At 46.0% G+C, this 26,190-nt stretch carries 26 protein-coding genes; 21 read left to right on the top strand and 5 right to left on the bottom strand.

Annotated elements, in window-relative coordinates; translation table 11 throughout:
* Nucleotides 1-251: 251 nt before the first annotated feature.
* From BP97_RS0109645 to BP97_RS0109665, 5 genes are all read left to right on the top strand, one after another.
* The gene (locus tag BP97_RS0109645) at nucleotides 252-1,274 is read left to right on the top strand and encodes a response regulator transcription factor (protein ID WP_028548909.1); all 1,023 of its coding nucleotides are present in this window, start codon (nucleotides 252-254) and stop codon (nucleotides 1,272-1,274) included.
* Nucleotides 1,274-3,085: a cache domain-containing sensor histidine kinase gene (locus BP97_RS35780; protein ID WP_036745683.1), complete on the top strand. Its 1,812-nt coding sequence runs from the start codon at nucleotides 1,274-1,276 to the stop codon at nucleotides 3,083-3,085. The genes BP97_RS0109645 and BP97_RS35780 overlap by 1 nt, the downstream gene beginning before the upstream one ends.
* A gap of 100 nt (nucleotides 3,086-3,185) precedes the next feature.
* Complete coding sequence (locus BP97_RS0109655) at nucleotides 3,186-4,160, top strand: ABC transporter permease (protein WP_081823999.1); 975 nt, start codon at nucleotides 3,186-3,188, stop codon at nucleotides 4,158-4,160.
* A 15-nt stretch (nucleotides 4,161-4,175) separates the two neighbouring features.
* Nucleotides 4,176-5,069 carry a carbohydrate ABC transporter permease gene (locus BP97_RS0109660; RefSeq protein ID WP_028548911.1) on the top strand — a complete coding sequence of 298 codons (894 nt, stop codon included), beginning with the start codon at nucleotides 4,176-4,178 and terminating at the stop codon, nucleotides 5,067-5,069.
* Between the two features lie 19 nt (nucleotides 5,070-5,088).
* Entirely contained in the window at nucleotides 5,089-6,744 is a 1,656-nt protein-coding gene (locus tag BP97_RS0109665) for an ABC transporter substrate-binding protein (RefSeq protein WP_028548912.1), read from the top strand.
* Nucleotides 6,745-6,797: 53 nt separating this feature from the next.
* Here BP97_RS0109665 and BP97_RS0109670 read toward each other — a convergent pair whose 3' ends face one another.
* A complete protein-coding gene (locus tag BP97_RS0109670; protein WP_028548913.1) occupies nucleotides 6,798-7,535 on the bottom strand; it encodes a hypothetical protein in 738 nt (245 codons plus the stop codon).
* A gap of 552 nt (nucleotides 7,536-8,087) precedes the next feature.
* Between BP97_RS0109670 and BP97_RS35785 the strand changes: the two genes are divergently transcribed.
* From BP97_RS35785 to BP97_RS0109730, 11 genes are all read left to right on the top strand, one after another.
* The gene (locus tag BP97_RS35785) at nucleotides 8,088-8,279 is read left to right on the top strand and encodes a hypothetical protein (RefSeq protein ID WP_036745684.1); all 192 of its coding nucleotides are present in this window, start codon (nucleotides 8,088-8,090) and stop codon (nucleotides 8,277-8,279) included.
* Nucleotides 8,280-8,329: 50 nt separating this feature from the next.
* Entirely contained in the window at nucleotides 8,330-8,581 is a 252-nt protein-coding gene (locus BP97_RS0109685; RefSeq protein WP_028548915.1) for a YolD-like family protein, read from the top strand.
* 167 nt (nucleotides 8,582-8,748) lie between these two features.
* The gene (locus BP97_RS0109690) at nucleotides 8,749-9,042 is read left to right on the top strand and encodes a hypothetical protein (protein WP_028548916.1); all 294 of its coding nucleotides are present in this window, start codon (nucleotides 8,749-8,751) and stop codon (nucleotides 9,040-9,042) included.
* A gap of 76 nt (nucleotides 9,043-9,118) precedes the next feature.
* The gene (locus tag BP97_RS0109695) at nucleotides 9,119-9,481 is read left to right on the top strand and encodes a phage holin family protein (protein WP_028548917.1); all 363 of its coding nucleotides are present in this window, start codon (nucleotides 9,119-9,121) and stop codon (nucleotides 9,479-9,481) included.
* Nucleotides 9,482-9,522: 41 nt separating this feature from the next.
* Nucleotides 9,523-10,227: an HAD family hydrolase gene (locus BP97_RS0109700; protein ID WP_028548918.1), complete on the top strand. Its 705-nt coding sequence runs from the start codon at nucleotides 9,523-9,525 to the stop codon at nucleotides 10,225-10,227.
* 90 nt (nucleotides 10,228-10,317) lie between these two features.
* Nucleotides 10,318-10,743, top strand: coding sequence for a MarR family winged helix-turn-helix transcriptional regulator (locus tag BP97_RS0109705; RefSeq protein ID WP_231506262.1), 426 nt, complete (start codon nucleotides 10,318-10,320; stop codon nucleotides 10,741-10,743).
* A gap of 59 nt (nucleotides 10,744-10,802) precedes the next feature.
* Entirely contained in the window at nucleotides 10,803-12,074 is a 1,272-nt protein-coding gene (locus BP97_RS0109710; RefSeq protein WP_197035442.1) for an MFS transporter, read from the top strand.
* A gap of 231 nt (nucleotides 12,075-12,305) precedes the next feature.
* Entirely contained in the window at nucleotides 12,306-13,784 is a 1,479-nt protein-coding gene (locus BP97_RS0109715) for a sulfatase family protein (RefSeq protein WP_028548921.1), read from the top strand.
* Nucleotides 13,785-13,871: 87 nt separating this feature from the next.
* A complete protein-coding gene (locus BP97_RS38760) occupies nucleotides 13,872-14,789 on the top strand; it encodes an AraC family transcriptional regulator (RefSeq protein ID WP_028548922.1) in 918 nt (305 codons plus the stop codon).
* Between the two features lie 234 nt (nucleotides 14,790-15,023).
* Nucleotides 15,024-15,290, top strand: a complete 267-nt coding sequence (locus BP97_RS0109725) for a metal-sensitive transcriptional regulator (protein ID WP_028548923.1) — start codon at nucleotides 15,024-15,026, stop codon at nucleotides 15,288-15,290.
* Nucleotides 15,291-15,313: 23 nt separating this feature from the next.
* Nucleotides 15,314-15,700 (top strand): rhodanese-like domain-containing protein, encoded by a 387-nt coding sequence (locus BP97_RS0109730; protein ID WP_028548924.1) that lies wholly within the window; start codon nucleotides 15,314-15,316, stop codon nucleotides 15,698-15,700.
* A 135-nt stretch (nucleotides 15,701-15,835) separates the two neighbouring features.
* Here the strand turns inward: BP97_RS0109730 and BP97_RS0109735 are convergent, their stop codons facing one another.
* Nucleotides 15,836-16,432, bottom strand: a complete 597-nt coding sequence (locus tag BP97_RS0109735) for a TetR/AcrR family transcriptional regulator (RefSeq protein ID WP_028548925.1) — start codon at nucleotides 16,430-16,432, stop codon at nucleotides 15,836-15,838.
* 93 nt (nucleotides 16,433-16,525) lie between these two features.
* Nucleotides 16,526-18,019, bottom strand: a complete 1,494-nt coding sequence (locus BP97_RS35795; RefSeq protein ID WP_051620480.1) for an FAD-dependent oxidoreductase — start codon at nucleotides 18,017-18,019, stop codon at nucleotides 16,526-16,528.
* Nucleotides 18,020-18,273: 254 nt separating this feature from the next.
* Between BP97_RS35795 and cdaS the strand changes: the two genes are divergently transcribed.
* Entirely contained in the window at nucleotides 18,274-18,918 is a 645-nt protein-coding gene (gene cdaS / locus BP97_RS0109745; RefSeq protein WP_028548926.1) for a sporulation-specific diadenylate cyclase CdaS, read from the top strand.
* A gap of 73 nt (nucleotides 18,919-18,991) precedes the next feature.
* Here cdaS and BP97_RS0109750 read toward each other — a convergent pair whose 3' ends face one another.
* Nucleotides 18,992-19,414 carry a DUF6526 family protein gene (locus BP97_RS0109750; protein ID WP_028548927.1) on the bottom strand — a complete coding sequence of 141 codons (423 nt, stop codon included), beginning with the start codon at nucleotides 19,412-19,414 and terminating at the stop codon, nucleotides 18,992-18,994.
* 255 nt (nucleotides 19,415-19,669) lie between these two features.
* Between BP97_RS0109750 and BP97_RS0109755 the strand changes: the two genes are divergently transcribed.
* A complete protein-coding gene (locus tag BP97_RS0109755) occupies nucleotides 19,670-22,417 on the top strand; it encodes an endo-1,4-beta-xylanase (protein WP_028548928.1) in 2,748 nt (915 codons plus the stop codon).
* A gap of 157 nt (nucleotides 22,418-22,574) precedes the next feature.
* Here the strand turns inward: BP97_RS0109755 and BP97_RS0109760 are convergent, their stop codons facing one another.
* Nucleotides 22,575-23,357 (bottom strand): AraC family transcriptional regulator, encoded by a 783-nt coding sequence (locus tag BP97_RS0109760; RefSeq protein ID WP_028548929.1) that lies wholly within the window; start codon nucleotides 23,355-23,357, stop codon nucleotides 22,575-22,577.
* Between the two features lie 102 nt (nucleotides 23,358-23,459).
* Between BP97_RS0109760 and BP97_RS0109765 the strand changes: the two genes are divergently transcribed.
* Genes BP97_RS0109765 through BP97_RS0109775 form a run of 3 tightly spaced genes read left to right on the top strand, consistent with a single transcriptional unit; the run spans nucleotide 23,460 to nucleotide 26,177 of the window.
* Nucleotides 23,460-24,215, top strand: coding sequence for an SDR family NAD(P)-dependent oxidoreductase (locus BP97_RS0109765; RefSeq protein WP_028548930.1), 756 nt, complete (start codon nucleotides 23,460-23,462; stop codon nucleotides 24,213-24,215).
* 33 nt (nucleotides 24,216-24,248) lie between these two features.
* Nucleotides 24,249-24,956, top strand: a complete 708-nt coding sequence (locus BP97_RS0109770; protein WP_028548931.1) for an RraA family protein — start codon at nucleotides 24,249-24,251, stop codon at nucleotides 24,954-24,956.
* Nucleotides 24,957-24,986: 30 nt separating this feature from the next.
* Complete coding sequence (locus BP97_RS0109775; protein WP_028548932.1) at nucleotides 24,987-26,177, top strand: enolase C-terminal domain-like protein; 1,191 nt, start codon at nucleotides 24,987-24,989, stop codon at nucleotides 26,175-26,177.
* The last annotated feature ends 13 nt before the right edge of the window (nucleotides 26,178-26,190 follow it).

Here is a 26,190-nt window from a genome sequence, read left to right on the forward strand (position 1 = left end):
GATTTGTTCTAACCATTTCCAATTATTTTACATTAATCTTTGTGTGAAGCTTATGCTGTTCGTTAAATCAAGGAAGCGCCGCTTTGTTTACGCGATGCTTCTTTGTTTTTTATTTTTTTGCGAATTTTCCAAACTATTGCGTTTTTGCAGATCATTTAAGGTTTTAACGATATTCAATCCTCAGGCGTTCCTACATAATGACGGTGTAACCATGATTATTGCATGTTCACTAACTACAGGGGGATAACTGAATGGCAACTATTTTTGTTGTTGACGACGAGCCTATCATCGGAATCGGGTTGAAGGCGTTAATAGAGGAAAGCAACCGGTTTAGCAAGATTCAAACATTCACTGACAGCGAGGCTGCTTTGTCTATGATCATCATCGATCCCCCGGATGTAGTCCTTACCGATATTTCTATGCCCTGCATGGATGGATTGGAGCTGTGCCGGCATATTCATGAGCGCAGGCTTCCTACACAAGTCGTAGTCCTATCGGGATACGGCGATTTTGCTTATGCGCAAAAATGTATGTCCTACGGAGTCAAAGAGTATTTGCTGAAGCCTGTCACGGAAATCGAACTATTCCCTGTGTTGGACAAAGTGCTTGCAGAACGTGATTCTTCCATATTCTCCTATGCTTTGTTGGAGCAGTGGATAGACCAATTGGAAGAGGCTGTATGGATGATGGATCACAGCCGAATCGAGGCCCTACTGCTTCAGGGAAAATCTGAGCTGTTCAACGGTGAAGCAAGCGCCCAACAGCGTCAAAGAATATTCGACGGCATTCTGTTGATTACCAGAAAGCTGAACGCCAGAGGGGTGTACAAATTCAAAACCGAGTCACTGCTAGAGGAATATGCAGCTCATGCACTTACGTACGAGGGGTTCGGCTTTAAAATTACAGCATGGGTCAAAGAGCTGGGGGAGTATCGTAACCATGAAACGCTCAATGTGCTGGAGACCGCTCTACAATATATTGATGCGAATTTGTTCGAGGAGGAGCTTACTCTGGATATGGTTGCCGGTAAGCTCGGCATAACACCTACGTACTTCAGCCACTATTTTAAGAAAAAGATGAATGAGACATTCGTCCAGTATCGTCTGCGTAAAAGGATCGAGAAGGCGAAGCAGCTCTTATCTATACCGCATTACAAAATTATCGATATTGTGACCGAGGTCGGCTATGATAGCTATCCGCATTTTTCACGGCTATTCAAAAAAGCTACCGGCTATTCTCCGACCGAATATCGCAGCCTGTTGGGGATTAAATGATGAAAAGAAGTTTGGGACGCAAGGTGTATGTGTATTTTGTCATTATTATCGTACTGACCTTGATGACGGTAGGGATAACCGGTTACTGGCGGTCCGCTATGGAGCTAGAGGATCAATACGGAGGCTTGCTCACGCAAATCGTCGATAATGTCGTTCACGAAACCGATCTTTATTTGAAAAACTATGAAAGGGCAACGGTATCTATCCTCACTTCTCCGATAGTGAAAGAAGCGTTAGATCTTCCGCGAGGAGTAAGCTACTATACATCCGAAACGGCGATCAAAACGAGCGTGTTCCAGCCGGTGCTTATTAATAATCCGGAAATATCGATGGCCTATATCGTAGGCTACAACGGGTTTACGGCAACAGACTTCAACGTCCATATCGTGACGTTTAATTACAAAGGATTTGAGGAGTATATCGAGCAGCTTAGGGATGACGATCAGTTGGACGGTAAGCTTAAAATTCAGGATTCCGGGTTTCTCGATGGACACCTGACACTCGTACGCAAATTGGCGGACCGTACCTCAGCCAAAGAGTTTAAGGGGATTATGGGCTTCGAGCTTCGTATAGGAGAGCTGAACACGTTGTGGAAAGGCATCAAGCTTGGCAATTCGGGTTATTTCTTCATCGTCAACGACCGCGGGAAAATTTTGTATCATCCTGATCCTCAGCAAATCGGCAAACAGCTGGATGGGGAACAGTACTTAACGGTCCAGGCCAACAAGAATCGGATATTTGAGCTGTCGGGAGAACCGGGGCGGATGTTCTTTGCACGCAAATCGGATTACTCGGGTTGGACGCTTGTCGCCAGCATGTCGCTCAGCGAGCAGCGAAAGCCAATTTCGGACTTAAGGCAGACAACGATCGTAGTAGGTGTCCTTACTCTCCTTCTTGCATCGTTCCTGGCTTACAGATTCGGTCAGTCGATCATTCGTCCGGTGCGTTTGCTAGAAAGCGGCATGCGGCAAACAGAAAAAGGCCAATGGACGAGGGTGCCTCTAACGGGAAGCCGTGATGAGATGGACCAGCTTATTTCCAGCTACAATACGATGGTGGCTCGACTAGAGGAACTGGTCGAACGGGTATATGAAACCGAGCTTCACAATCAGGAAAATCTGCTGAAGCGTCACCTAGCCGAATTTCAATCACTGCAGCTGCAGATTAATCCTCATTTTTTGTACAACACGCTGGAAATTATTATTTGTTATGCCGTAATCCAAAAGTCCGGTGAGATTAAAGAGATCGTCCGCTCCTTGTCCTACATGCTCCGTTACTCGATACGCACGGATCTGGAGGAAATTACAGTCGCTAACGAGTTGAAGCATGTCCTGTACTTTATGGATATCATGAAGTACAGGATTCAGCGCGATTTTGAAATCGATGTCCAAGTTCCTCCGAATTTATTGCTGAATAGTATGGTTCGCCTTACGCTGCAGCCGTTGGTTGAGAATGTGTTCAAGCACGCATTCCGCCTAGGTATTAAAGATTCGCATGCCATTGTAATGGAGGCTTGGCAGGATGACACGGACTTCTACCTCTCGGTTCGGGATAACGGCTGTGGTATGGAGCCCGAGACACTGAGCAAATGGAACGAGCGTTTACAACGAAGCAGAGAAGAGAAACCAGGAACACAGCCGGCTTCCGAAGGCAGTATCGGCTTACTTAACGTGCATAGCCGAATCCAAATGGTATTTGGCGAGCAGTACGGGCTTTCCTTGCAAAGTACGGCTGGTTTGGGCACTACCGTGACCATTCGTATGCCTGCACCGGGAGCTATGACTGACTCTAGTGCAAAAAAAGTCATATGAGTGTAAAACACAATAATGTTCGTGGATCTGCAATCGCATACACTTAAGGCAACAAAAGAAAATTCATGTCGAAGCTTCCGTTTCGAAAAAGGAGGGGTCTATGGAAGCATCTACGAATCAAGCCAACACGATGCCGGTTGCTGTCGGAAAACGAAGAAGCCTGCTGACGAGATTGAAAAAGAATATGTCGAGCCGCTGGCAGTTGTACCTGCTGATGCTGCTTCCGATACTGTATTTGGTTGTTTTCAAGTATGTTCCGATGTATGGGGCGGTTATTGCCTTTCAGAACTTCATACCGACCAAAGGTATAGCTGGCAGCGAGTGGGTAGGATTGAAGCATTTTGACCGGTTTTTCCATTCCTACGAGTTTGTACGGATTATTAAAAATACGATCGTGCTTAGCTTTTATAGCTTGCTCGCCGGCTTTCCGTTCCCCATCATTCTCGCGCTTTGCTTGAACTATGTTAACTCCAGATTTTTCAAAAAATCGGTTCAGATGATCACCTATGCGCCGCATTTTGTATCCATCGTCGTTATGGTCGGTATCATCCTGCAAATGCTGGACCCTCGAGTCGGCTTGGTGAACACCATTTTTAAATTTTTCGGCTTGCCGACGATCAACTTCATGGGCCAGCCTGAGTGGTTTTCACACATTTTTGTCTGGTCCGGCATTTGGCAGAATGTAGGCTTCTCATGTATCGTGTATCTGGCTGCGCTCGCAGCTATCGATCCTTCACTGCATGAAGCGTCTGTCGTGGATGGTGCCAACAAAATCCAGAGGATGTGGCATATTGATTTACCGGGCATTATGCCGGTCGCGATCATTCTTCTGATCATGAATACCGGACATGTGCTGGACGTAGGGTTCGAGAAAATATTGCTGATGCAAAATCCGCTCAATATGAGCTCTTCTGAGGTTATTGACACGTTCGTGTACAAGGTCGGTTTGGCATCTACGGCGATTAACTATTCTTACTCATCCGCGATCGGGTTGTTTAAATCAGTGATCAACCTGGCGCTGCTGCTTCTCGTCAACCGAATAGCGCGAAAAGCGGGACAGACCAGTCTTTGGTAGAAAGGAGGCTCCACTTTGACAGGAAAAATAAGAGAAAGCGCCGACGATAGAATATTTACCATCGTGAACTACGTTATTCTGTTCATCCTTACAATCACAATTTTATATCCGTTGATCTATATTGTAAGCGCTTCATTCAGTTCTTCTACAGCAGTGATTTCAGGCAGAGTATGGTTGTTTCCTGTAGAACCTACATTGGCAGGCTACGAGGCGGTGTTTAAGCACCGATTGATCGTTTCGAGTTTCTTGAATTCCGTATTTTACACCGTTGTCGGTACGACCATTAATGTATTCTTTACGCTAATCGCAGCGTATCCGCTCTCCAGAAAAGATTTTATGCCCCGCAATGTCATTATGGCGTTATTCGTGTTCACTATGATGTTTTCCGGTGGATTGATTCCTTCTTATCTTGTTGTGAAGGAGCTCGGCATGATCGATTCGAGGTGGTCATTGATCATTCCCGGAGCGCTTGCGGTGTGGAATATGATCATTACCCGTACGTACTTCCAGACCACACTGCCGGAGGAAATGCTCGAAGCCGCCCAGATGGACGGATGCAGCGACTTAATGTTCGTACGTAAAATGGTTATTCCGTTGTCCGGCCCCATTATTGCGGTAATTGCCTTGTTCTACGCCGTTGGGCATTGGAACCAATATTTTAATGCTCTGCTGTATTTAAAGCATCAGGAGCTGTATCCAATTCAGTTGGTGCTTAGGGATATTCTGGTGCAGAACGAAGTGGATGCCTCGATGATTACCGATGTAGCAGATCAAGCGGCTAGGGAGGGCTTACGAGAATTGCTGAAATTTTCGCTTATCGTGGTTTCCACACTGCCCGTTCTGATTATCTACCCTTTCATTCAAAGATACTTTGTTAAAGGGATGATGATAGGTTCACTAAAAGGTTAAATAAAGGGGAGGTCAGTCTATGAAAAAAGGTTTGACGGCTTTACTGTCCGTTGCGACTTCATTAGCTTTGCTCGTCACGGCTTGTTCGAGTCCGAATAAGACCGATAACGGCGGAGCGACGAATAAGGAAGCTGCGGGCGGCGATCAGGTTACGGAAGCAGGCGTATTCCCGATTACTAAAGAGAAAACAACGCTCAAGGTGATGGTCAAAGGTTCCAGTATCGTTGAAAATTTCGCTACCAATGAGTTTACAAAATGGCTTGAGGAAAAAACGAACATCCACATTGATTGGGAGATCGCTCCCGAAAAAACATTCCAGGAAAAGCTCAACGTCTCCCTTGCCAGCGGCGATTATCCGGATGTGCTGCTCAATATGAGCGTATCTCCAATCCAGCAGTCGATTTACGGTAAGGATGGCGTGTTTGTCGCCCTGAACCCTTATATCGATAAATATGGCGTGGAAATGAAGAAAATGTTCCAGCAGGTCGATTATGTCAAGGATTTAATAACACTTCCTGACGGTAAAATTTATTCTGTACCTCAAGTTAATGACTGCTATCATTGTTCACTTGGACAAAAAATGTGGATTTACAAGCCATGGTTGGATAAACTCGGTTTGAAAATGCCGACCACGACAGATGAATTCTATCAGGTACTCAAAGCGTTTAAAGAAAAGGATCCGAATGGAAATGGGAAAGCTGATGAAATTCCGCTTGTAGGAGCCATTAACGGCCCATCCTCGACATTGGACCTGTTCTTGACGGGATCTTTCATCGAGAAGGACTTCAACTTACGCTTCGTGAAGGATGGCAAAGTGCAGGTGGCTTATAATCAGCCGGAGTGGAAGGAAGCTTTAAAATATATGAACAAGCTGTATGCGGATGGACTCATCTCTCCGCAAACCTTTACTCAAGACCGCAACCAATTGAAACAAATGGGGATGAACCCGGAGATTCCTATCACGGGAGCAGTCGTGTCGCAAAATCAGACGGTATTCGTCGATGTGGATAATGCAAGATTCAAGGACTACGTTTCCGTGCCGCCGCTTAAAGGGCCTGCCGGTGTACGGTCTACGGCATATAACCCGTACGCAGTGTCGAACGGCCAGTTCGTTATCACCAATAAGGCGAAGAATCCCGCCGCTGCGTTCCGTTTGGCTGACCTTCTGCTATCAGAAGAAGCGACGCTTCGCAGCACGATAGGTCGTCCTGACCAAGAGTGGGTACGCCCGGCTCAAGGTGAGCTCGGAGTTAACGGCAAGCAGGCGGCCTGGAAGCAAATTGCCACATTCGGCAAGCTGCAGAACGTCCACTGGGCGCAATCGGGTCCATCGCTCAGAACCAATGATTGGAGATTAAGCGTTGCTGTAGATGAGAAAAACCCGCTTGAGTTGCTGCTGTACAATGAAACGAAAAACAACTATTTACCGTACAAAATCGATCCAAGCAAAATCGTGCCGCCGCTGTTCTTTACCAATGAGCAGGCAGAGGAGCTTGCGACATTGGAGAAAACGATCACCGATTATAGAACCGAGTTCTTCGCCAAGGCGGTTACAGGCGGCGTTGATATTGAGAAGGAATGGAACAATTATTTAGGTACGTTAGATAAAATGAACATAAAACGTTATTTGGAAATTTATCAGCAAGCGTATACGCAGTTCAAAACGAAAAAATAACCAATGAGAAAGAGGAGCAGGCAAATGCCATACTCCTCTTTTTTGACTTGAATTTATACTTTTTGCAGTTTGGCAGGATTGTTGATCTTGTAGGGAACGGGGTGCTTGGTGAGCTTCTTCGCAACAATTTTGCCCTCAAAAGTGAGCTTGTCCCCCACTTCTAGCTCCAGCTTCTTAAGCGTGGCGCTGTGGCTGGACCAGGCGTCGCCGACCTCCGTATCCTGATCTACAAGAGTGACCACTTCGTAAATAATCACTTCATCGTCATTGTCGGAGAAATGATTCGGAACCGTGGTGAATTCCTTAACGACGGCGGTCATTTTGACCTTTTCCTCTGGAAGCTGAAGCTTCTGCTTCTTCGCTTTTCCCTTCGCCAGCTCGGAGGCCTTGGGTGCTGCTTCTGCCTCAGGTTCCGCCGTGATAACTTCGGTATCGACAGCTGGCTGAGATGCTTCTTCCTGCTGCTTGACTGGCTCAGTATCGGCGGGTGCAGCCGCTTCCTCCGTAACTGCTGTAAGCCTTTGACTATAGCTAGCGGCTTGCATTTCCTTTAAATACGAGGGATGAATGCAGTGCAGCTGCTTGTTGTCGAATTCAATGATAGCGGTCATATTATCGACATAGCCGATAATGCTGCAAGCTAGATTCATGCCGTTTCCTTTGTAAAAAAACGCTTTGTTTTTGGACGCTTTTTCGGAAAGCAGTCCCCATTCCTTACATTTCTCAATCTGTGCCGCCTCGTCTTCAAAGGCGATATATGTCGTGGGCTCGATGGTAAATACATGTGCCATAGGGTTCTCCGCCTTTCTTAATTTCCATAACAGCATTTTATCATTTTTGGCGGGCTCTTTCATTATTTGAAGATGATTATGACAACAAAGGAGGGATATGCCATATTTTGGCGAATCCGTTTGTTTCACTGTATTGATATACTCAACCAATGAGATTAGGGAGTTAAATACAGCTGATTATTTTACAAAAACAAAAATTGAAGAGCTATTGGTAGGCAGCTCAGGGAATTTAACATATAGGGGGGAGCTATTGATCAAGTTCACTATCGATCAAGATCACAGTAGGCCACAATGCGACTGACATGCAAAGTACAACTGTCATCATAGATTTTCTTCAAATCGCCGCAATATTTTCCTTATTTAACCAAAAATATATTAAGTGTGATAATATTAGTTGATATGAAACGTAAATAAGGCATACAATTAGTAGGGTAGTTTTATATTGTTGGAGTACTTATTATCGTAATTGGAGTTCTAGCGGGCTATCAATTTTCACATTACATAGAGAGATAACTAGATACTAGTACAATAATTAATGAAGCGGGTGCTGTGTTGGAGAAAAAACAACGGTTAACTAACGCAATTCAACTTATGGCTGAACGGTATAAAGCGGCGGATACTTCTGAATTACAATTAGGTGCGGATTTATATGCGGTGAGAATAAAAAAACAATTGATCAAAGATGGATTCACGGAAGAAGAAGCTGAACAAGCCAGAGTTGAAGCAAAGTCTTCTAAAGAATAAAAGTAAAAGTGTGTTTGCTTTGAAAATAAAAGACACCAGGAGGATGACAGGTGGCAAAACCGAAAGTACCAAAGCGTCCGACAAGAGATGAATTTGTTTTAGAGGAAATAGGGAACCAAATTACGGAGGCTTTTTATGAAAAGTCAGAAATTCTGTTGACGGTTTGGGGACGGGAAGAGCCGGTTCGAGGTCAGATTGTATTATTGGATTCACGTACAGGAAAAGTACATGTACAACAAAGCAGTGAAACTTTAAAGGTACCTTTTATGGATATTATGAGAATTGATTACCCCAGGGACTGAAGATTTGAAAAAGGTTAGTTAGTTATAATGACTACCGTAATAGTGGTGGTTATTTTTTATATAATGAATAAGAGTATACAAAGATTTTTAATCAGACATGTGAAATGACTTTATTCCCATTGTCTCATAGGACCTATTGTTCTATAATATATTATGGAGGGGAACGTATGAGCGCATTTTTAACAGATAAAGAGAAGCATTTGCAGATGGTCTATAAAAATAACGTTGTAGTAGCTAAAGATGGGAACAAGATTATTGTTATTCATAGCAAACGTTCAGTTAAGCCATTATTGCCATTTGAGATATCACAAGCAGTGTTTGACCATTGGAAGCAAAGGGATGCCAGAATAGCAATGACAGACACGCCTTATAAGGATTTATTTTCAGCAGCAGTAAATCGACCAGACCATAAGCTGGTATATGTTGCTGATTTCAATGATATTGAGTTCAGTGATCAATAATAAATTCAAAGAGAGCATCTTAGTGATGTTCTTTCTTTTTGAAGAAGCTAGGTCCTAGAAGGGGAGGCTATTTATCATGAGGAATATTCTCAACTTAATAGTTACCGCTCTCGTATTTTGGATTGGAAATGAATACTTTCATCAGTATCTAGCCATTAGCGATACCAAAACCTTAATCATTGCTTCTGTTCTCATGTTTGTGATTAGTTTTCTGTTTAGTCTTGCTATGGTTCTTTCGGTACTGTTAATCACTGTAGGGATCGGGTGCTTGACGACACCGGCTTTAATACTAGCCTCGATGATATTGACGCCGATCAAACTATGGCTTCTTGATAAATATTTATATGGATTTGAAATTCACGGGTTCTGGACTTATGTCATACTAACCATTGTATTGAGTATGTTTACCGTGAAATTGAAGCCTAAGAAAAACGACTGATGCAGCAGCTCGATTATGAAGCTAGACCAAGGAGGAACAAGATGCCAAAAGCTATATTACTGGATATGGACGATACGATTCTGTCCTATGATCATGGTGTAGATACGGATTCATGCTGGCGGAGGTCATTCGGCAGTGACCTTTCTTGTGACGCTGACGAGCTTCTACTAAGTATTAAAGAGTCGGCGAAATGGTATTGGAGCGACCCGGAGAGGCATCGAATCGGTAGACTGGATCTGCATAAAGCAAGGCAGGAAATTGTAAACATGGCTATGCTGAAACTGAAAGTGGAAGAGTCTGCTTGGGTTAGCCGGATAGCCTATACATACGGTGTGGAGCGCGATAAGTGCGTGGAGCTGTTCCCTGATTCTATCGATACTATTAAACAGTTGCGCAAGCAGGGAATGAAGCTTGCTCTCTTAACCAATGGGAATGCTGAACCCCAATGGGATAAAATTCGACGCTTTGAGCTGGCCCCTCTGTTTGACTGTGTGCTTGTTGAGGGCGAGTTTGGAATTGGTAAGCCTGATGAGCGCATTTATTTGCATGCGCTAGGACAGCTCGGAGTGACCGCAGATGAAGCTTGGATGGTCGGAGATAACTTCGAGTGGGAGGTCGCTGCACCTCAATGTTTAGGAATCAAAGGAATTTGGATCGATCACAAGGGAGCAGGAGTACCAGCCACTGCCACAGCTATGCCGTATAGGAAGATTAAGTCGCTGGCGGAGCTGCTGACTTTACTATAAGTTGAGTATGAAAAAGAAATGATTGACAATGAATAACATTCACTTTATATTTGTTGTACATACAAAATTGAATTGAAGGGGATGACCATAATGGATGAGGGCTTTTTGCATAACTGTCTGTTTTTTACAGCCAATCGATTGAGCCGCGCCATTACGAAAATGGCCGAAGAAGAATTCGCGCCTACCGGATTAACCCCAATGTACGGTTACTTGATTCGTCTTGTTAATGGAACACCGGGGATTACGCAGAAGGAGTTGTCCGTGAAGCTGTCCATTACACCTTCTACGTTAACACGATTCATCGATAAGCTGGAAGGCAAACACTTGGTGGAGCGGAAAGGGCAAGGCAAGACCGTCTTGGTGTACCCTACGGATAAGGGGATTGCATTAGAGGATACCATTCGGCAAGCATCCAAAAATCTTCATACCCGATATGAAGCTATTTTAGGCACAGAGGCAGCTAAACAGTTATCTGCCAATATCGTATATTCAAGCGAGCAGCTGGAGAAGGATTAAATTTTCTCAATATATTATTGTATGTACAACCAAATGAAAAAAAGGAAGTGATGCATAAAATGGATAAGAATCTGAAATCATCAAGGCTTCATTATGGCTGGGTAGTTATCCTAGTTACTTTTGTCACGCTGCTCGTATCGGCAGGCGTTCGTTCGATGCCCAGCATTCTTATTGTCCCTTTTGAAAAAGAATTCGGCTGGAATCGGGGCAGCATATCCGGGGTCATCTCCATAGGAATCTTTTTATATGGATTGGTAGGCCCTTTCTCAGCCGCCGTTTTGCAAAAGTACGGGATTCGAAGAGTGCTCGTCATCTCTTTAGCGGTATTGGCAGCAAGCATGGCCGTGACACCGCTCATGACAGCTTTTTGGCAATATGAGCTATTGTGGGGTATCGTCTCAGGTCTTGCTACAGGAATGATGGCGAACGTTCTTGGAGTAACGGTGAGCAACCAATGGTTCGTGAAACGTAAAGGTCTTGTGGTCGGATTACTTACCGCCAGTGCCGCGACAGGGCAGCTGCTATTTCTGCCAATGCTTGCAAAAATCATGGTCGATGTAGGTTGGAGATATGCGGTCTACACCACTGTAGCCGCTATAGTGATCGTATTGATTGCCGTTGCGATCTGGATGCGTAACCATCCATATGATGTAGGGTCAGCTCCTTATGGTACAGATGAGGTTGTTCAACCAGTTCCGTTTAAAGGTAACTTATTTCTTACCCCACTGTTGGCTTTACGTTCTGCGATGACCAATACTACCTTTTGGCTGCTGGCGGGTACATTCTTTTTCTGCGGATTTTCCACGAATGGATTGATTGGTACTCATCTTATCTCGGCCTGCGGAGATTACGGGATTCCCGAGGTTATGGCAGCCGGATTGCTGGCACTGATGGGCATGTTCGATCTCGTAGGAACGACGCTGTCGGGTTGGCTTTCGGATCGGTTCGATAGCCGTAAGCTGTTGTTCTGGTATTATGGCCTTCGCGGACTATCTCTTCTGTTCTTGCCGTATGCGCTTGATGCAGGTCCTAATATGCTGCTCGTCTTTTCCATCTTTTATGGGCTGGACTGGATTGCAACCGTGCCGCCAACCGTGAAGCTGGCTACCAAGGAGTTCGGTAAAGAGAAATCCGGTATGATCTTCGGATGGGTTGTTGTAGCACATCAGGTCGGCGCTTCGGTAGCTGCTTATGGCGCAGGAGCAATGAGGGAGTGGTTCGGCAGCTACACAGTTCCTTTTATTGCGGCAGGCTTCGTCTGCTTGTTCGCAGCGCTGATGGCGATTCGGATTTCAAAGTCCGGTGCTGCTGTTCAGCAAGCTCAGGTATGAAGTAGGTTGAGTTTCATCCTACCATAAACGAAAAATGCAAGCGTATGTTGCTCAAGGCAATGTACGCTTTTTTAGCTTTTTGTGATTAGAGGTTCAGGGAGCGGGGGCACGTAAGTAAGCATCGTAAGATTTGTCAAAAAAAGAGAAGCCTGAGTCATGGGAGGCAGGCAAGCCTCGTGCTATGATGCAGGAAAGACCACTTTTGTAATATGCTGAAGGAGGAAACGGTGAATGACGCAGTCGCAAAACAATGAAAAGCAACGTCCAAATATCATCTACATCTTGGCGGACGATATGGGTTATGGGGATGTAAGCAGCCTGAATCCGGATTCCAAGATCCATACGACGCATTTGGATCAGATGGCGGAGGAAGGGATGAGATTTACGGACGGCCATTCCAGCTCGGCGGTATGCACACCCTCACGATATAGTATCTTGACGGGTAGATACAATTGGCGATCCCAGCTGAAAAGCGGAGTAATGAACGGTTACTCACGTCCTCTCATTGAGGAGGGGAGGATGACTACGGCTTCGTTGTTGAAGCAGGCAGGGTACCGTACAGCATGTATAGGCAAATGGCATTTGGGTCTCGAATGGGTTCAAAAAAGTGAAGATCCGACGGATGTAGACTTCACGCGGCCGATTACAAATGGACCGACCTCGCATGGGTTCGATTACTATTACGGAATCAGCGCATCTCTAGATATGGCCCCTTATGTCTACATTGAGAACGATCAGGTAACCGCTCTTCCAGATCGGATTACGGTTGGGGACGATGAAATGGGATTTTGGCGGAAAGGCCCCACGGGAGAGGACTTCCATCATGAAGAAGTGCTGCCTAAATGTACGGAAAAAGTGTTAGAGCTCATCGAAAGCTCACGCAACGAACCGTTCTTTATTTATTTCCCGCTGCCGGCTCCGCATACTCCGATCCTGCCGACATCTGAATTTCTAGGGAAATCAGGAACAAATCTATATGGGGACTTCGTATTGATGTGCGATGATGTTGTAGGTCAAATTGTCGGCAAGCTGGAGGAGTGCGGCTTAAGCGATAATACGATTGTGATTTTTACCAGCGACAACGGATGCTCGCCAAAGGCCAATTATGAAGAGCTGGCACAATTAGGGCATAATCCAAGCTACGTATTCCGAGGGCAAAAAGCGGATATTTACGAAGGCGGGCATCGCGTTCCGTTGTTGGTCAAGTGGCCGCAGGGGATCAAGGCCGGGTCTGTTTCGGATGAGCCCGTATGCTTGGTTGATTTGATGGCGACAGTTGCGGAACTGGTAGGGGTTACTCTGCCTGATGAGGCAGGAGAAGACAGCGTAAGCAATTTACCAGTATGGCAGGGACTTGAAGCCACTGTACCCCTGAGAGAAGCCATCGTTCATCATTCCATTAACGGCTCGTTCTCTATCCGCAAAGGCAACTGGAAGCTGGAGCTCTGCCCGGGTTCAGGGGGATGGAGCAGCCCAAGACCAGGTCAAGAGCCTGAGGGAGCGCCTCCTATTCAATTGTATGATTTGACCCGAGATATCGGTGAGAGGGAGAATGTGCAGGAACGTTATCCGGAGGTGGTGGAGGAGCTGACTCAGCTGCTCAGAGCCTATGTACGGAATGGTCGAAGCACCCCAGGAACGCATCAATCTAACGCAGGCGGAGTGAAGTGGGAGCAGGAGCTTGCCTGGATGAATGAAGCCGAAAGCTGATCTTAATACCGTATTTCATACTCAAGGCTCGTCTCTTACGTTATAATAGATCTGTTTCAATCTAAGCTTGTTTGGAGGTTGAACGGAATGTTTACGTTAAAAGACGAGCTTTTTTATATCGATTATTTAAAATTCCGAGTTCGTTGGATTCGCGATATGTCCAAGTCCACCACCTATTCCATATCTCAGCTGAAGCTTCCCTATACGCTGTTTTGGCTTGTGCTTGAAGGAAAGCTGGAGCTGATGATACATGAGGAAAAGCGTCAGGTATCCACGGGGGATATCGTCATATTTCCTCCTAACACCATGTTCAGCTTGCTTCCACAGCAGGAGGAGCAGCCTATTCGATACTTATCGCTGTGCGGAGATTTGAAGATTGGAAATTTGGATCTTGTCACGGTATATGACCTTCCCTTCATTTCCCATATAGCGTCTTCCACGGGTTTAAGCAAGCTTATTTCCGTGTGGGGAACGGCGCTGGAAGCCTTCGAGCAGTTAGGGGAGCTAATCAACGGGGACAAGCCTCGTTCCGAGGCCGATACACCGCATACGCACCTTATACGCACGGACATCTCGATGCAATTTCTAGGTATGCAGGGATGGCTCTATCAATGGCTGCAGCACTTTCTGTCCGTTATGGGAGAACAGCTGCCTGTTGAACCGCTCCGGTTTGAAGAGAGAGTCATGAAGGTGTGCCAGTTTATTCAGCATCATATCGGCAGTCCCTTATGCTTGCAGGATTTGGCTGATCACGTGTACTTAAGTCCCGGCTATTTAAGCCATTTATTTCTGCAAAGTCTAGGCATGCCTCCTATGGAGTATGTAAGGCAGATGCGGATTCAAACCGCCAAAACAATGCTGATGGACTCCTCCTACACTATTAAGGAAATTGCGGAGAAAGTCGGATACGAGGAACAAAGCCAATTGAGCCGAGCTTTTCGCCAAGCGGAAGGAATTAGTCCTGTTCAATACAGACAAAGCATTCAAGCTTCGATCACAATGTAACAATAACCGGAAACAAGTAAGGCGGAACCGATGCATGCCAATCAAGGCTGCAGGTGTTGCGCCTATTTTTGCTTTTTATGAAAACCGCAGGAGTTATTAAAGGTGACTTTCTCATACGCATCCTTAACTGCCAATGTGTGGTATTCCTGATGTAACAGCCCATCACGTATTGTATTCGAACAACCTATCGGAGATAATATACCTATACCGGTATAATGGAAAGGATGAATCTACATGTCCATGAAATATGATGACGATGTGAAAAAAAGATTGAAACGGATGGAAGGCCAGATACGCGGCATCTTGAAGATGATGGAAGAGGAGCAGGACTGCAAGGATGTTGTGAGTCAGATTTCTGCGGTGAGAAGCGCCGCGGATAAGGCAATAGCCTATATCGTGGCGGTGAATTTGGAGCAATGTATTATTGAGGAAAAAGAAGCGGGCAGAGATTCCAGCAAAGTCGTCAAGCAGGCGGTGGAGCTATTGGTCAAAAGTCGTTAAATTAGCGGAAAAGAGGCGTTGTCATGGATATACAGCTTATAATAAAAATCGTTGCCATTGCATTTTTGCTATGGTTCCTATATTCCCGGTTTGCAGGGGTCAAGGGATTGAAAACATTGCCTACCGATCTCTTTCAGCAGGAGCTAAAGGAAAATCCGGATGCACTGCTGGTTGATGTTCGTGAGCCGGGGGAGGTCAAGCAAGGATATATTCCCAGTGCAGTAAATATTCCGTTATCCCAGTTGAATAGAAGATGGGGAGAGATCCCAAGCGATAAAAGCGTATATTTGTACTGCCGAAGCGGGATGAGAAGCAAGCAAGCGGCCAGAGTATTGCTTAAAAATGGTTTGCGCGATGTATCTCACTTGCAGGGCGGGGTCGCAACCTGGAAAGGCAAGCTGGTAGAATAAAGGGTACAGAGGCCGAAGGGCTACCGGAGAGTATAGCAATATTTCAAGGGTTCACGGGTGTCTCGTCAATTTGAAAAGATCGTCTCCCAATGGGAAGACGACCTTTTTTTTGCTTTTACCATCATTAGGTGCGATTTAACGACCGGTGACCATCCGCAGTAAAACGTCAATCTCAGGCTTTCTATAGGCAGAGTCCTCTTGGGTGTTCAAGACCATTAGTCCTGAGAGGACCGACAAATAGGAAGCAATTAAATGCTCCAGATTACCTGGGGCAATTTCTCCGGCCTGCTGTCCCTCTGTAAATAACGGAAGCAAGTGATCGACAAAAGTCTTCATCGAGTATTGTTCAACGAGCTGTCTTGCCTTCTCCGGAACGCCATCCGAAGTACGAGCTTGGTGAATCAGCATGAAGTAGGGTGCGCCGCGATCATCCAGAATTTCTTCGGTCAAAGCTCTTATTTTATCGATCGCAGAGCCTGGAAGATCGTATAGACTGCGCATGGCAGCTTGTGATTCTATCATTGCCCCTTGAACGAGAGTATTAAAAAGTTCTTCCTTGGATTTGAAATAATGGTACAGCAGACCGTGGCTGATACCGGCTTCGGCTGCAATCATACTCATCTTCGTTCCTATGATCCCCCGGCGGGCAAAGACATTAAGGGCGGCTGCTATTATTTGATCTTTGCGTTCATCGCGAATTTGATGTAATTGTTCATCGTTTAAAGGCGCCAAAGTCATTCATTCCTTTGCCTGAATTGGGCTTGATACATGAGTTATGTGAGACTCCTATGAGTATACCATCTTTGCCACAATCTTTTAAGACGGTTAATTATCGTTTTGTGCTGGCTGCGGCTCATACTCTACAAAGGTCTCTGGAGAGAAACGAGGAAGGAGCTGCTCTAACGTCTCTTCCAAAGAATTGCCGTAAAGGTTAAGCTCAGCGAGCAGCTGCTTACCTTCTTCCGACGCATTAAGCACAGTCGTTACCATTTGTGGCTTCATAATTTCACTTGGTGAGATAGATAGCGTATTGACGGCCCAATACAATCCGTACAGCTTCCAGTCCTGTGTCGTCGTTGCATGCTTAAGATACAGATCCATATATTTCTGCCCCCAAGATATTTCTTTCAACGGCTCTGCACTAATATATTCAACACCTTCCCATTGCAAATCATTAGCACAATTCAGCCACCAAGCCGGTTCGATGACCTCTTGTATTTTTTGGAGCACACGTTGCTCGAAATGGGGTTGAGGTTCATTCCAGTGCTGTTTAAGGCATCCCTCCAACGCTTCCGCTTCAATAGCGGCGACGGTCATTCCTTGACCGAATATGGGATCGTAGATGCAAAAGGCATCCCCCAACACTAGCAAGCCGGCAGGCCATTGCTGCATTCGTTCATAATGTTGACGGTACAGCTTCGGCACTCGGAAGCCACGTGGAGGAGTGAGCGGTTCGAGCTGCTGCAAGATGTCCGAGATGATCGGGTTGGGTAGCCCTGCAATCGCTTGTTCAAATTCTTGCGCATCCGTTGGAGGAAAATGTCCGCCTGGGCGGTATAGCAGCATCTCAGCTACATTGTTTTCAATAAAAGAAAAGCATCCGGCGAAGGTTCCATTAGTCGGTTGGCCTGCCATAACTATAGCATCCCATTCATCGGCTAAATGTGTAAGGTGTGAAGGCAGTTTGTAACGGCGTGTACTATAGCCAAGATCGACCTTCAGAAAATCCGGAGTCGGTACGTCGTACCCCATCTCTTCAAGCCAAGCTGACAGTTTGGAGGAACGGCCGCTCGCATCGAACACCATATCGGCAGCTAACGTTGACTGCTGACCTTGGTGCCTGCGTTCCCTGACCTGAATTCCTGTGACGGTGGTGTGGTCCGAATTTGACACTAGATGGATCACATCATGATTGGGAAAAAAACGGACATTGGTAATCTGGTTCACGCGTTTGCGAAGCACCCACTCCAAGACGGCTCTGCTGAACTTGATATCGTTGCGCGGGTATTTACCAACCATGCTTCCATGAGGATTTGTATTGTGAATGGTCTTATTTAATGACGACGGAGATCCTTGCGCCAATAAATCATCTTCATAACCCGGGAATAAGCGAGCTGTAATCATTTTGCCGCGTTGTGTGAAACGATGAGGATGAAAAGCTTGTGGAGTACCGTTACGATCCTCGGGCTGCTCCGGAAATTGATCTTTGTCTATGATGAGAACCTCTTCGTAATAATCCGAAACGACTCTGGCTGTAAGCAAACCCGCAATACTTCCTCCGATGATAACGGCTGTTCCCTTTTTTTGGACGGTATTCATGTTCATCTCTCCTTTGAAATTTGAAAATGATTATAGATTGACTTAATCAGTCAATAAAAGAGTAAAAAGATATAGATTGATCGGTTCAGTCAATATAAAAATAAACGATGATTTTGAAACTGTCAATAGCTGAATGACCAAGAAAAGGTTCGTGTAATACTTGAATGGAAGAATGAGCATATTATGACTATGCGTTTTAGCAAGGTTTTTATGTGTTTCCGGCAGGATCAATATGGAGTGTTGAGGTGGGTTGAATGCTGCAAATTAATTGTGATGTATCCCCCATGAAAGAACAGCTGAAGCTGCAACTGCATCATATCGCGGGCAAGATTCAACGCAGCTTGGATGATATTAATAACGAGAACCACTGCTTACTGAGTCAATTTGACGAAATACGTGAAGCGTTTAACAAGGTGGAGTCGATAGCAGCTTCTTTTTATTTGCAATGCTATTTGTCTTCCTTTACGAATAATTACTTGGATTTGTCCGTCAGTATTCAACATCTGTCCGAGCGCAGGCACGGGGCATTGATCGTAGTGGAAAGAGAAGACGAGCTGGGACCGTTCGTACACTCAGGTATCCCATTGGAAGCGACCTTGACCAGTTCACTGCTGGAGTCGGTATTTTACCCGGGAAGTCCGCTTCACGACGGAGCTGTGCTAGTTCGATCTGACCGGATTGTATCTGCTGCGAATGTCTTGCCTGTATCCCACGCAGCTGTAGAGGATAAAAAGCTGGGGACGCGCCATCGCGCGGCAATTGGACTGACTGAGCTAACGGATGCGCTTGTACTTGTCGTTTCAGAGGAAACGGGTAAAACCTCTTTTGCATTCAAAGGGCAGCTGCATCCCATAAATGCGGTGGATGCGATTGTGGAGATGGAGGCGGCAAGCCGTTAAAGGCAAGGGAAGGATCGAAAATAAGCATCCCATGCACGCTGTAGGGCGGACATGGGATGCTTATTTGTCATGGTTAAACTCGCAGCGAATCAGCTCTCCATATTTTGACGGCCTTCTTGATATCGTCAGGTTTCAAGCTTTCATTAACTGCCTTACGGCATAGTTCGGGGAATTGATCATCGCTTGCAAAGCGCAAGGCTACAATTTGTCCGGTGGTCAGGCGGGAATTCAGCGGCTCTCCTGTAAGCAGGTAGTGACGGAAGTTTTCTTCGTTACGGATAATGCGGTCCTGCAGCTTAGTTGCGTATGTACGAACAAGAATAATACAGACCATTATGCAGATGGACGCTATAACCGATAGAACAGAAATCCAGGAAAACGAAGTGAACAAGTAAACAATAGCGCCGATGAAAGTAATGAGGGCTAAAGGCGTGCCTATAAAGTGAAAAAGCGGATGAAGTCTGGCATGGTTTTTGTAATTTTGCTCCTGTGTCATGAATGAACTCCCTTTCCATTATTAGTTTGGATAACGAAATGAGTATGCACAATCCGATTTATCTACCTCTATATTCTACTTCTAGCAGCCGGATAATATATCCTTCCCGTAGGCTTTCTATTTTTTCTCGACAGACTGATTTTCGCAAAAAAATATATAAAATAAATGAATTCCTTATATGTAAATGTCTTTTCCCCCGTTGTATACTAATCTCGCATTATTGAAAGCGCTTTAATATAAGGAGGGCGTTATGAAATGATACAACGAAAAAGTTTCCGAAACCTGTTCATGTTCGTGTCATGCATGCTAATTGCATTATCGGTAACGCTGTTTTACCCAAAGGAATATTTCGCAGATTCATCGGGTATTTCTTTACTGCCGGATGATGCTCTGACCAAGATGAATTTGATCGGGCCTAGCTATGCGAGTATGCAGATGGTTCCTGTCGAAGGTCAACCGTTTAGCCAAGCGATCCGGGCCAGAACGTCAGTAGACCCGCAGGGAAGTCATCTAGCCCAATTGAGAATTAATATTGCACCGGCAGTCGCTAAGGATGATGTATTATTCGCCAGCTTCTACGTACGAGCCATAGAGCTGCCAAGCGGATCGGATGTGGCCAGGACGGAGCTAGCCTTTGAAAATAAAGTATCCTACGAAAAATCGACAACGACCGGAGTATATATCGGGACCGATTGGAAGAAAGTAGAGATCCCTTTCGTATCGTACATGGACCATCCCGAAGGAGGATCTCAAATGCTACTGCGCATCGGTTTTCCACCACAGGTTATTGAAATCGGGGGACTTCAGCTTATCAATTATCAAAAAACGTTGCAGGTAAGCGATCTGCCGAAAACCGGGATTGGTTATGAAGGCTACGAAGGCAGAGAAGAGAATGCCAAATGGCGTCAGGATGCTTTACAGAGGATCGAACAAATTCGTAAGGCCGATTTGACCGTTCAAGTACAAGATAAAGACGGACAAAATGTGCAGAATGCGTCTGTCGAAGTTAGGATGCTGAATCATGAGTTTATGTGGGGAACAGCTGTTACCGCCACAAGATTGCTCGGAACGAATGCAGATAGTGACAAGTATAGGCAAGCGGTGACGGAATTGTTTAACAGCGCCGTTCCCGAAAATGAGTTGAAGATGACCACTTGGGATACTGCCAATCGTTCGAATGGTTCTAAAGTGGTCAACTGGTTGAATGAACGAGGACTTCGCGTACGCGGTCATACGCTCGTTTGGCAAAAGGAAACGTTAATGCCCGTCACGGCGAATGAACTGAAATATTACCCGGTACTGTATCGCAATAGAGTTCGCGATTATGTAAATGAAGAAGCTGGTTTTTTCAAAGGCCAGTTCGTCGATTGGGATGTGGTAAACGAACCGAAAGATAACCATTTATTGACCGATTCGTTCGGAATGTCTGAGAGCGCTCAATGGTATAATCAAGTTCGTCAAATTGAAGGCAGCAGCGGCGCTAATATGTATTTGAATGAAACTGGCGTTGAAGGAGGAAACCCGGATAACATCAAGAGGTTTATTAAAGTGCTGGATGATATGCAGAACCAAGGAGTATCGGTCGATGGCATCGGCTTGCAATCACATTTTGGCCAGTATCCGGGAAGCATGAATCGATACTTGAGCATGTTTGACAAGTATGCAACCTATGCCGGCCATCTGGAAATTACAGAGTTTGATCATGCAACGGCCGACGAGAACTTGCAGGCCGATTTCATGCGGGACTATATGACCGCTGCGTTTAGTCATCCGGCGATGAAAGGCTTCCTGATTTGGGGATTTTGGGATTTGGCCAATTGGAGAAGCAATGCGCCTATCTATCGCAAAGACTGGAGCTTGAAGCCAAGCGGTCAAGTGTGGAAAGATCTGGTGCTTCATCAATGGTGGACGAATGAAACAGGCTCCACGGATGCTCAAGGTAAATTTTCAACACGAGGATTTTTGGGAGATTATGAAATCAAAGTGAATTATCAAGGCCAAAGCCAAACCTTCAAGATGAAGCTAGGCAGTGGCGGTACTCAAGAGATCGTTATCATCGATAGTGAACTGAGCGACGACTCCACTTTGCAGCAGTTAGCTGTGGGGGGGAATACGGTGCAAGGGTTTGCCCCTAACCAAAATCAATATGTTGTTCAAGTACCCCGCATGCCGTATGGAGAAACGACAGTACCGGGTGTCACGGCGAGAGCAACCGACAAACAGGCTGCAATGAAGATTACAAATGCAACGGCAGTTCCGGGAGAGGCGAACGTCCAAGTAACCGCTCATAACGGTACCCAAACGACGTATACGGTGCAGCTCTTATTTGAGCCTTTGAAGCCGGTTTCCGGAAACAAGTTGGATGTAAGCAACGTTACCGCAAGCGTGTACGGAAGCGTTTATGGGGTTGGACCAGGCAATGTCATTGACAACAATCCGCTCACTTCCTGGGTAGGGACGGAGAAGAATCAATGGATCAAGCTTGACTTGGGAGAGATATGCAATGTGGAAGGCTTGAAAATCGCTTGGGAGCAAGGAAGTACGCGCACGAACTCGTTCGATATCGAAGTATCCGCTATCGGTAATAATTGGCGTAAAGTATACGGAACAACCAGTACAGGGACAACATCGGATCTGGAGCCGTATGCGTTCAGAGAATCGCCAGCCCGGTATATAAGGGTGAAGAATGCGGGCAATCAACCCATGGCTATTACCGAGATTGAAATCTATGGACAACGGTTGACTACGGATGTGTCTTTGCAAAGCATTAAGGTAAATAATGTCGAGCTGCAAGGGTTTAACGCGGAGCAACTGGAATATACGGTGCCTGTAGCTGCAGGAGATGCCGTTCCAACGATACGTGCGGTTTCTACAGCACCTGCAGAACGCACACTAATACTCGTGAAACCAGCTGCGGCTGTCCCTGGCACTACTGAACTGGTGGTGACGGCGGAGAATGCGGCAACCCGGACGTATAAAGTGAATTTTGTTGCTGGGAACTAAAGCACGATGAGTTGAGTAGTTTAGCGAGCGAGGATCAGACCATGGCTGATCCAACGCATGTGAACATTAGAACTACTGGTGATTTCACCAGTAGTTCTTTGTTTAATCATATGTCCTTGCACCCTCATTTCCATAGCGCCAAACGGGTATGATCCCCCTACACCCTGTGGGTTTTTCTAAACTCGGAGGGATTCAGGTTCGTTTGCTGGGTAAACACTTTGGACATGTAAAAGCCGTTCTGAAAACCGTTCAATTGAGCTATAGTATCGATGGTGTAATCGGTATGAATCAGCATTTCTTTTATGTTGTGGATCCTGACCGAGATGAGGTATTGCTGAGGCCCCTTCTGATAAGCGTCTTGAAATTTTCTCGTAAACTGGGATGGGCTTAGCCCATGCTCTCGTGCAATATCTTCCATTTTCATCGGTTTGGAAGCATTCTCTTCGATATAAGCCGCGACTTTTCGAATGGTGCTGTCAATTGGCTTCTGGACCTCCTCCACTGATCGAACGGAATTCAGACAAAGAAGAAGCAGATCAACCACATAATGAGCCGATAAATCTTTATCCGTAGATGCTTGCTTTAAATATTGAAAATTCGAGAGGAGTCTTTGTTCATCCGCGATGGTAATAGCGCCGGAAGGCATTGTTTTCGTTTTTGCTGATGGGGGCAGCTCCTGTTCGGACCATTTGAATTCGATAAAATGAAATGAAAATATTGAAGAGTTCACCCTTCGGTGCAGCGTCTGTCCAGGCGGACATAAGACTACTTGGCCGAAGCCTACTTCGCCTTGCTCATCCCCGATCGCATAGTGAAATGTCCCTTCTTCAGCAGCCAGTATCACCCAGTGTGCATAGGTATCCGACTCCCGAATAAACTGTGTTTTCGACTCTCCCCAGTAGTAATGCACTATTTTATGAGATTCCGTCTTGTCCCACATGAAGGACACCCCTCTGCAAAAATGTATATAAAATATTATAATATCCTGCATTCATTCTTGTATAGGCATCTCTTACAATGAATACCAAAGGAGGGGAAACGATTGGAGTTGAGTGGGAAAGTTGCGGTTGTCACCGGTGGGACGCGAGGGATAGGAAGAGCCATTGCCGCTGCTTTTGCGGCGGGTGGGGCGCAAGTTGCCGTTATCCATAATGACAGTGAGCCGCCGCAGTATATTCCGTGTTCCCACGTTTCGGGAAAAGAAGAAAGGATTGTAGAGCTAAAGGGGGACATATCCGAAGCCGAACAAGTCCGGCATTGCTTCGGGCAAATCGGAGAACGCTACGCAAGAGTGGATATTCTCGTCAATTGTGCCGGAATGACGGAACGATTGCCGCTGATGCATATGAACGAAGCATCTTGGGAGCGCACCATAGCTGTGAATTTAACAGGGCACTATCTGTGCACTAAGGAAGCTGTAAAGTATATGAGCAGTGGAGGTGGCGGAAGTATCATCAATGTTTCCTCGGTTCGAGCCCGGCGAGGTTATGCCTGTGATAGCAGCTATATCGCTGCAAAAGGAGGCATTGAGGCGTTTACCCGAGCTATGGCGGTAGAGCTTGCTGAATATCGGATTCGAGTGAATTGCATCGCGCCGGGTGCGATTGAGACGGACTTTAACCGTGAACGATTGCAAGATCTCGCGATTCGTGAGAAGACGATTCAGTCGATTCCGCTCGCCCGGATCGGGGTGCCTGAGGATGTTGCTGGTATTGCCGTATTCCTGGCGTCCGAGCAATCCGCTTATATTACAGGCGTAACGATCCCGGTCGACGGGGGCCAAATGATTAAAGGTTAGCCAATGAACCATCACTATAAGGGGAGTGTAAATATGGATTGGAAAAAAAAATATGAATATGGCGTACCGGTAACGGAGCTTATTGAAAGATACAAGGAATTATATACGGGTGCCGTATACGATGTACTGGATCATTTGGGATACCCCAATCAGGCTCTCGCGCACGGAGTAAAGCCGATTCGACCGGACATGGTGCTGGCGGGACCGGCCTTTACCATTAAAGGCATTCCCGACATTAAGGGCGACGAAGACTTGCGCACTCGCCGTATACATTTGTTTAACGATATGAGAGCGATCGGCTGCCCGCTTATCGATACGAGAGATTGCAGCATGGATAATCAAGCTGCTCATTATGGTGAGATGAATGCCGTGCTCGGCAAAGCATCCGGTGTTATCGGTACGGTTGTTGATGGAGGGTGTCGTGATACTGGATTTTTACTAAAGGATAACTTCCCGGTATTTTGCCAATATCAGACTCCGGTGGAAGCCTTTATGCGCTGGAGCTATTACGACTGGCAAATGCCGATCGGGCTTCGGGGTGCGTTATCTTCGATTGTTTCAGTTCAGCCAGGGGATTTTCTGTTCGGGGACCTAGACGGTGTCGTGGTCATTCCGCGTGCACTTGTTGTCGAGGTACTGGAAAAAACTGAAGAGCTTGTCCGAGTCGAGAATAATGCTCGGGCTGAGTTTGCTTCCGGCGCGGACCCTGTAGAAATATACAAAAAATACGGAAAACTATGAAGCTGAGCATTATAAAGGAGGAGCAACCCTTTGAAAATTATAGACATGCGCACAAGATGTGTCGCTATCCCGACAACAGCGCAATTGAGACATAGCACAGGGGTCCATCCTGGTTATTTTCTTCGCACCGTATTGGAATTGATTACAGATGAAGGCATCGTCGGTCTGGGTGAAGTAGGCGGAGGCGATGCGCGAGGAGCTTTGCAGAAGCTGAAGCCGAGAATCGTTGGGCTGGACCCATTCGAATTGGAATTAATCAAACTAAAGGTGCTTCGCAGCATCTACTATATGTCGAATGCTAGACTGTATGCAGCCATTGAAATGGCATGTCTGGATATCCAGGGCAAAGTGCTGGGTCGGCCACTCAACGTTTTGCTGGGAGGTAAAGTTCGGGACGAAGTGCCGATGATAGGGTACTTGTTCTGGAGGTATGACCGTCCGAATGGCGGCGATGATCGCAGTGCTGAAGATATGGCGGATTATTGCGAACAGTTATATCATGAATTAGGTATTACATCTATGAAATTAAAAGCAGGTGTCATGAAGCCTGAGGAAGAGGTACGGGTTCTAGAGCTATGCCGCAAGCGTCTAGGCGATTCCTTCGGCCTAAGGATCGATCCGAACGGAGCCTGGTCGGTTCCAACAGCGATCCGGATGGGACACCGATTGGAAGCACTCGGCTTGGAATATTACGAGGATCCTGCCTGGGGGTTGGAAGGCAACGCCGCTGTACGCAGTCAAGTGAGGATTCCTATTGCAACGAATATGTATCCAAACAAATTTGACGATTTGGGACCTGCGATCCGAATGGGAGCGGTAGACATCATCCTGACAGATATTCATTATTGGGAGGGACCTCGAGGGGTAAAGGATCTTGTTGCCATCTGCAATACGTTTAATATGGGTGTTGCTATGCATAGCGGGGTGGAATTCGGCATCGAGCTGGCTGCCATGCTTCATACAGCATCAACTATTCCTGCGATGATATTTGCTGGAGATGCCCATTACCACTACTTAACGGATGATATTGTAGCGGGTGGATTGATGAAATATGAAAACGGTTGCATTAAAGTTCCAACGGGACCGGGTCTGGGCGTGGAGCTTGACGAAGAGAAGATGGCGAAGTATGAGCGCTACTATGAAGAGAAGGGCGACTATTATGCCCGGTTCCACCAAGATCCGCGACGACCGGAATGGTATCCGACCATTGGAGGTTATTAATAGGAGGGTTATA

The sequence above is a fragment of the Paenibacillus sp. UNC451MF genome (assembly GCF_000686845.1).
Classification (GTDB): Bacteria; Bacillota; Bacilli; order Paenibacillales; family NBRC-103111; genus Paenibacillus_S.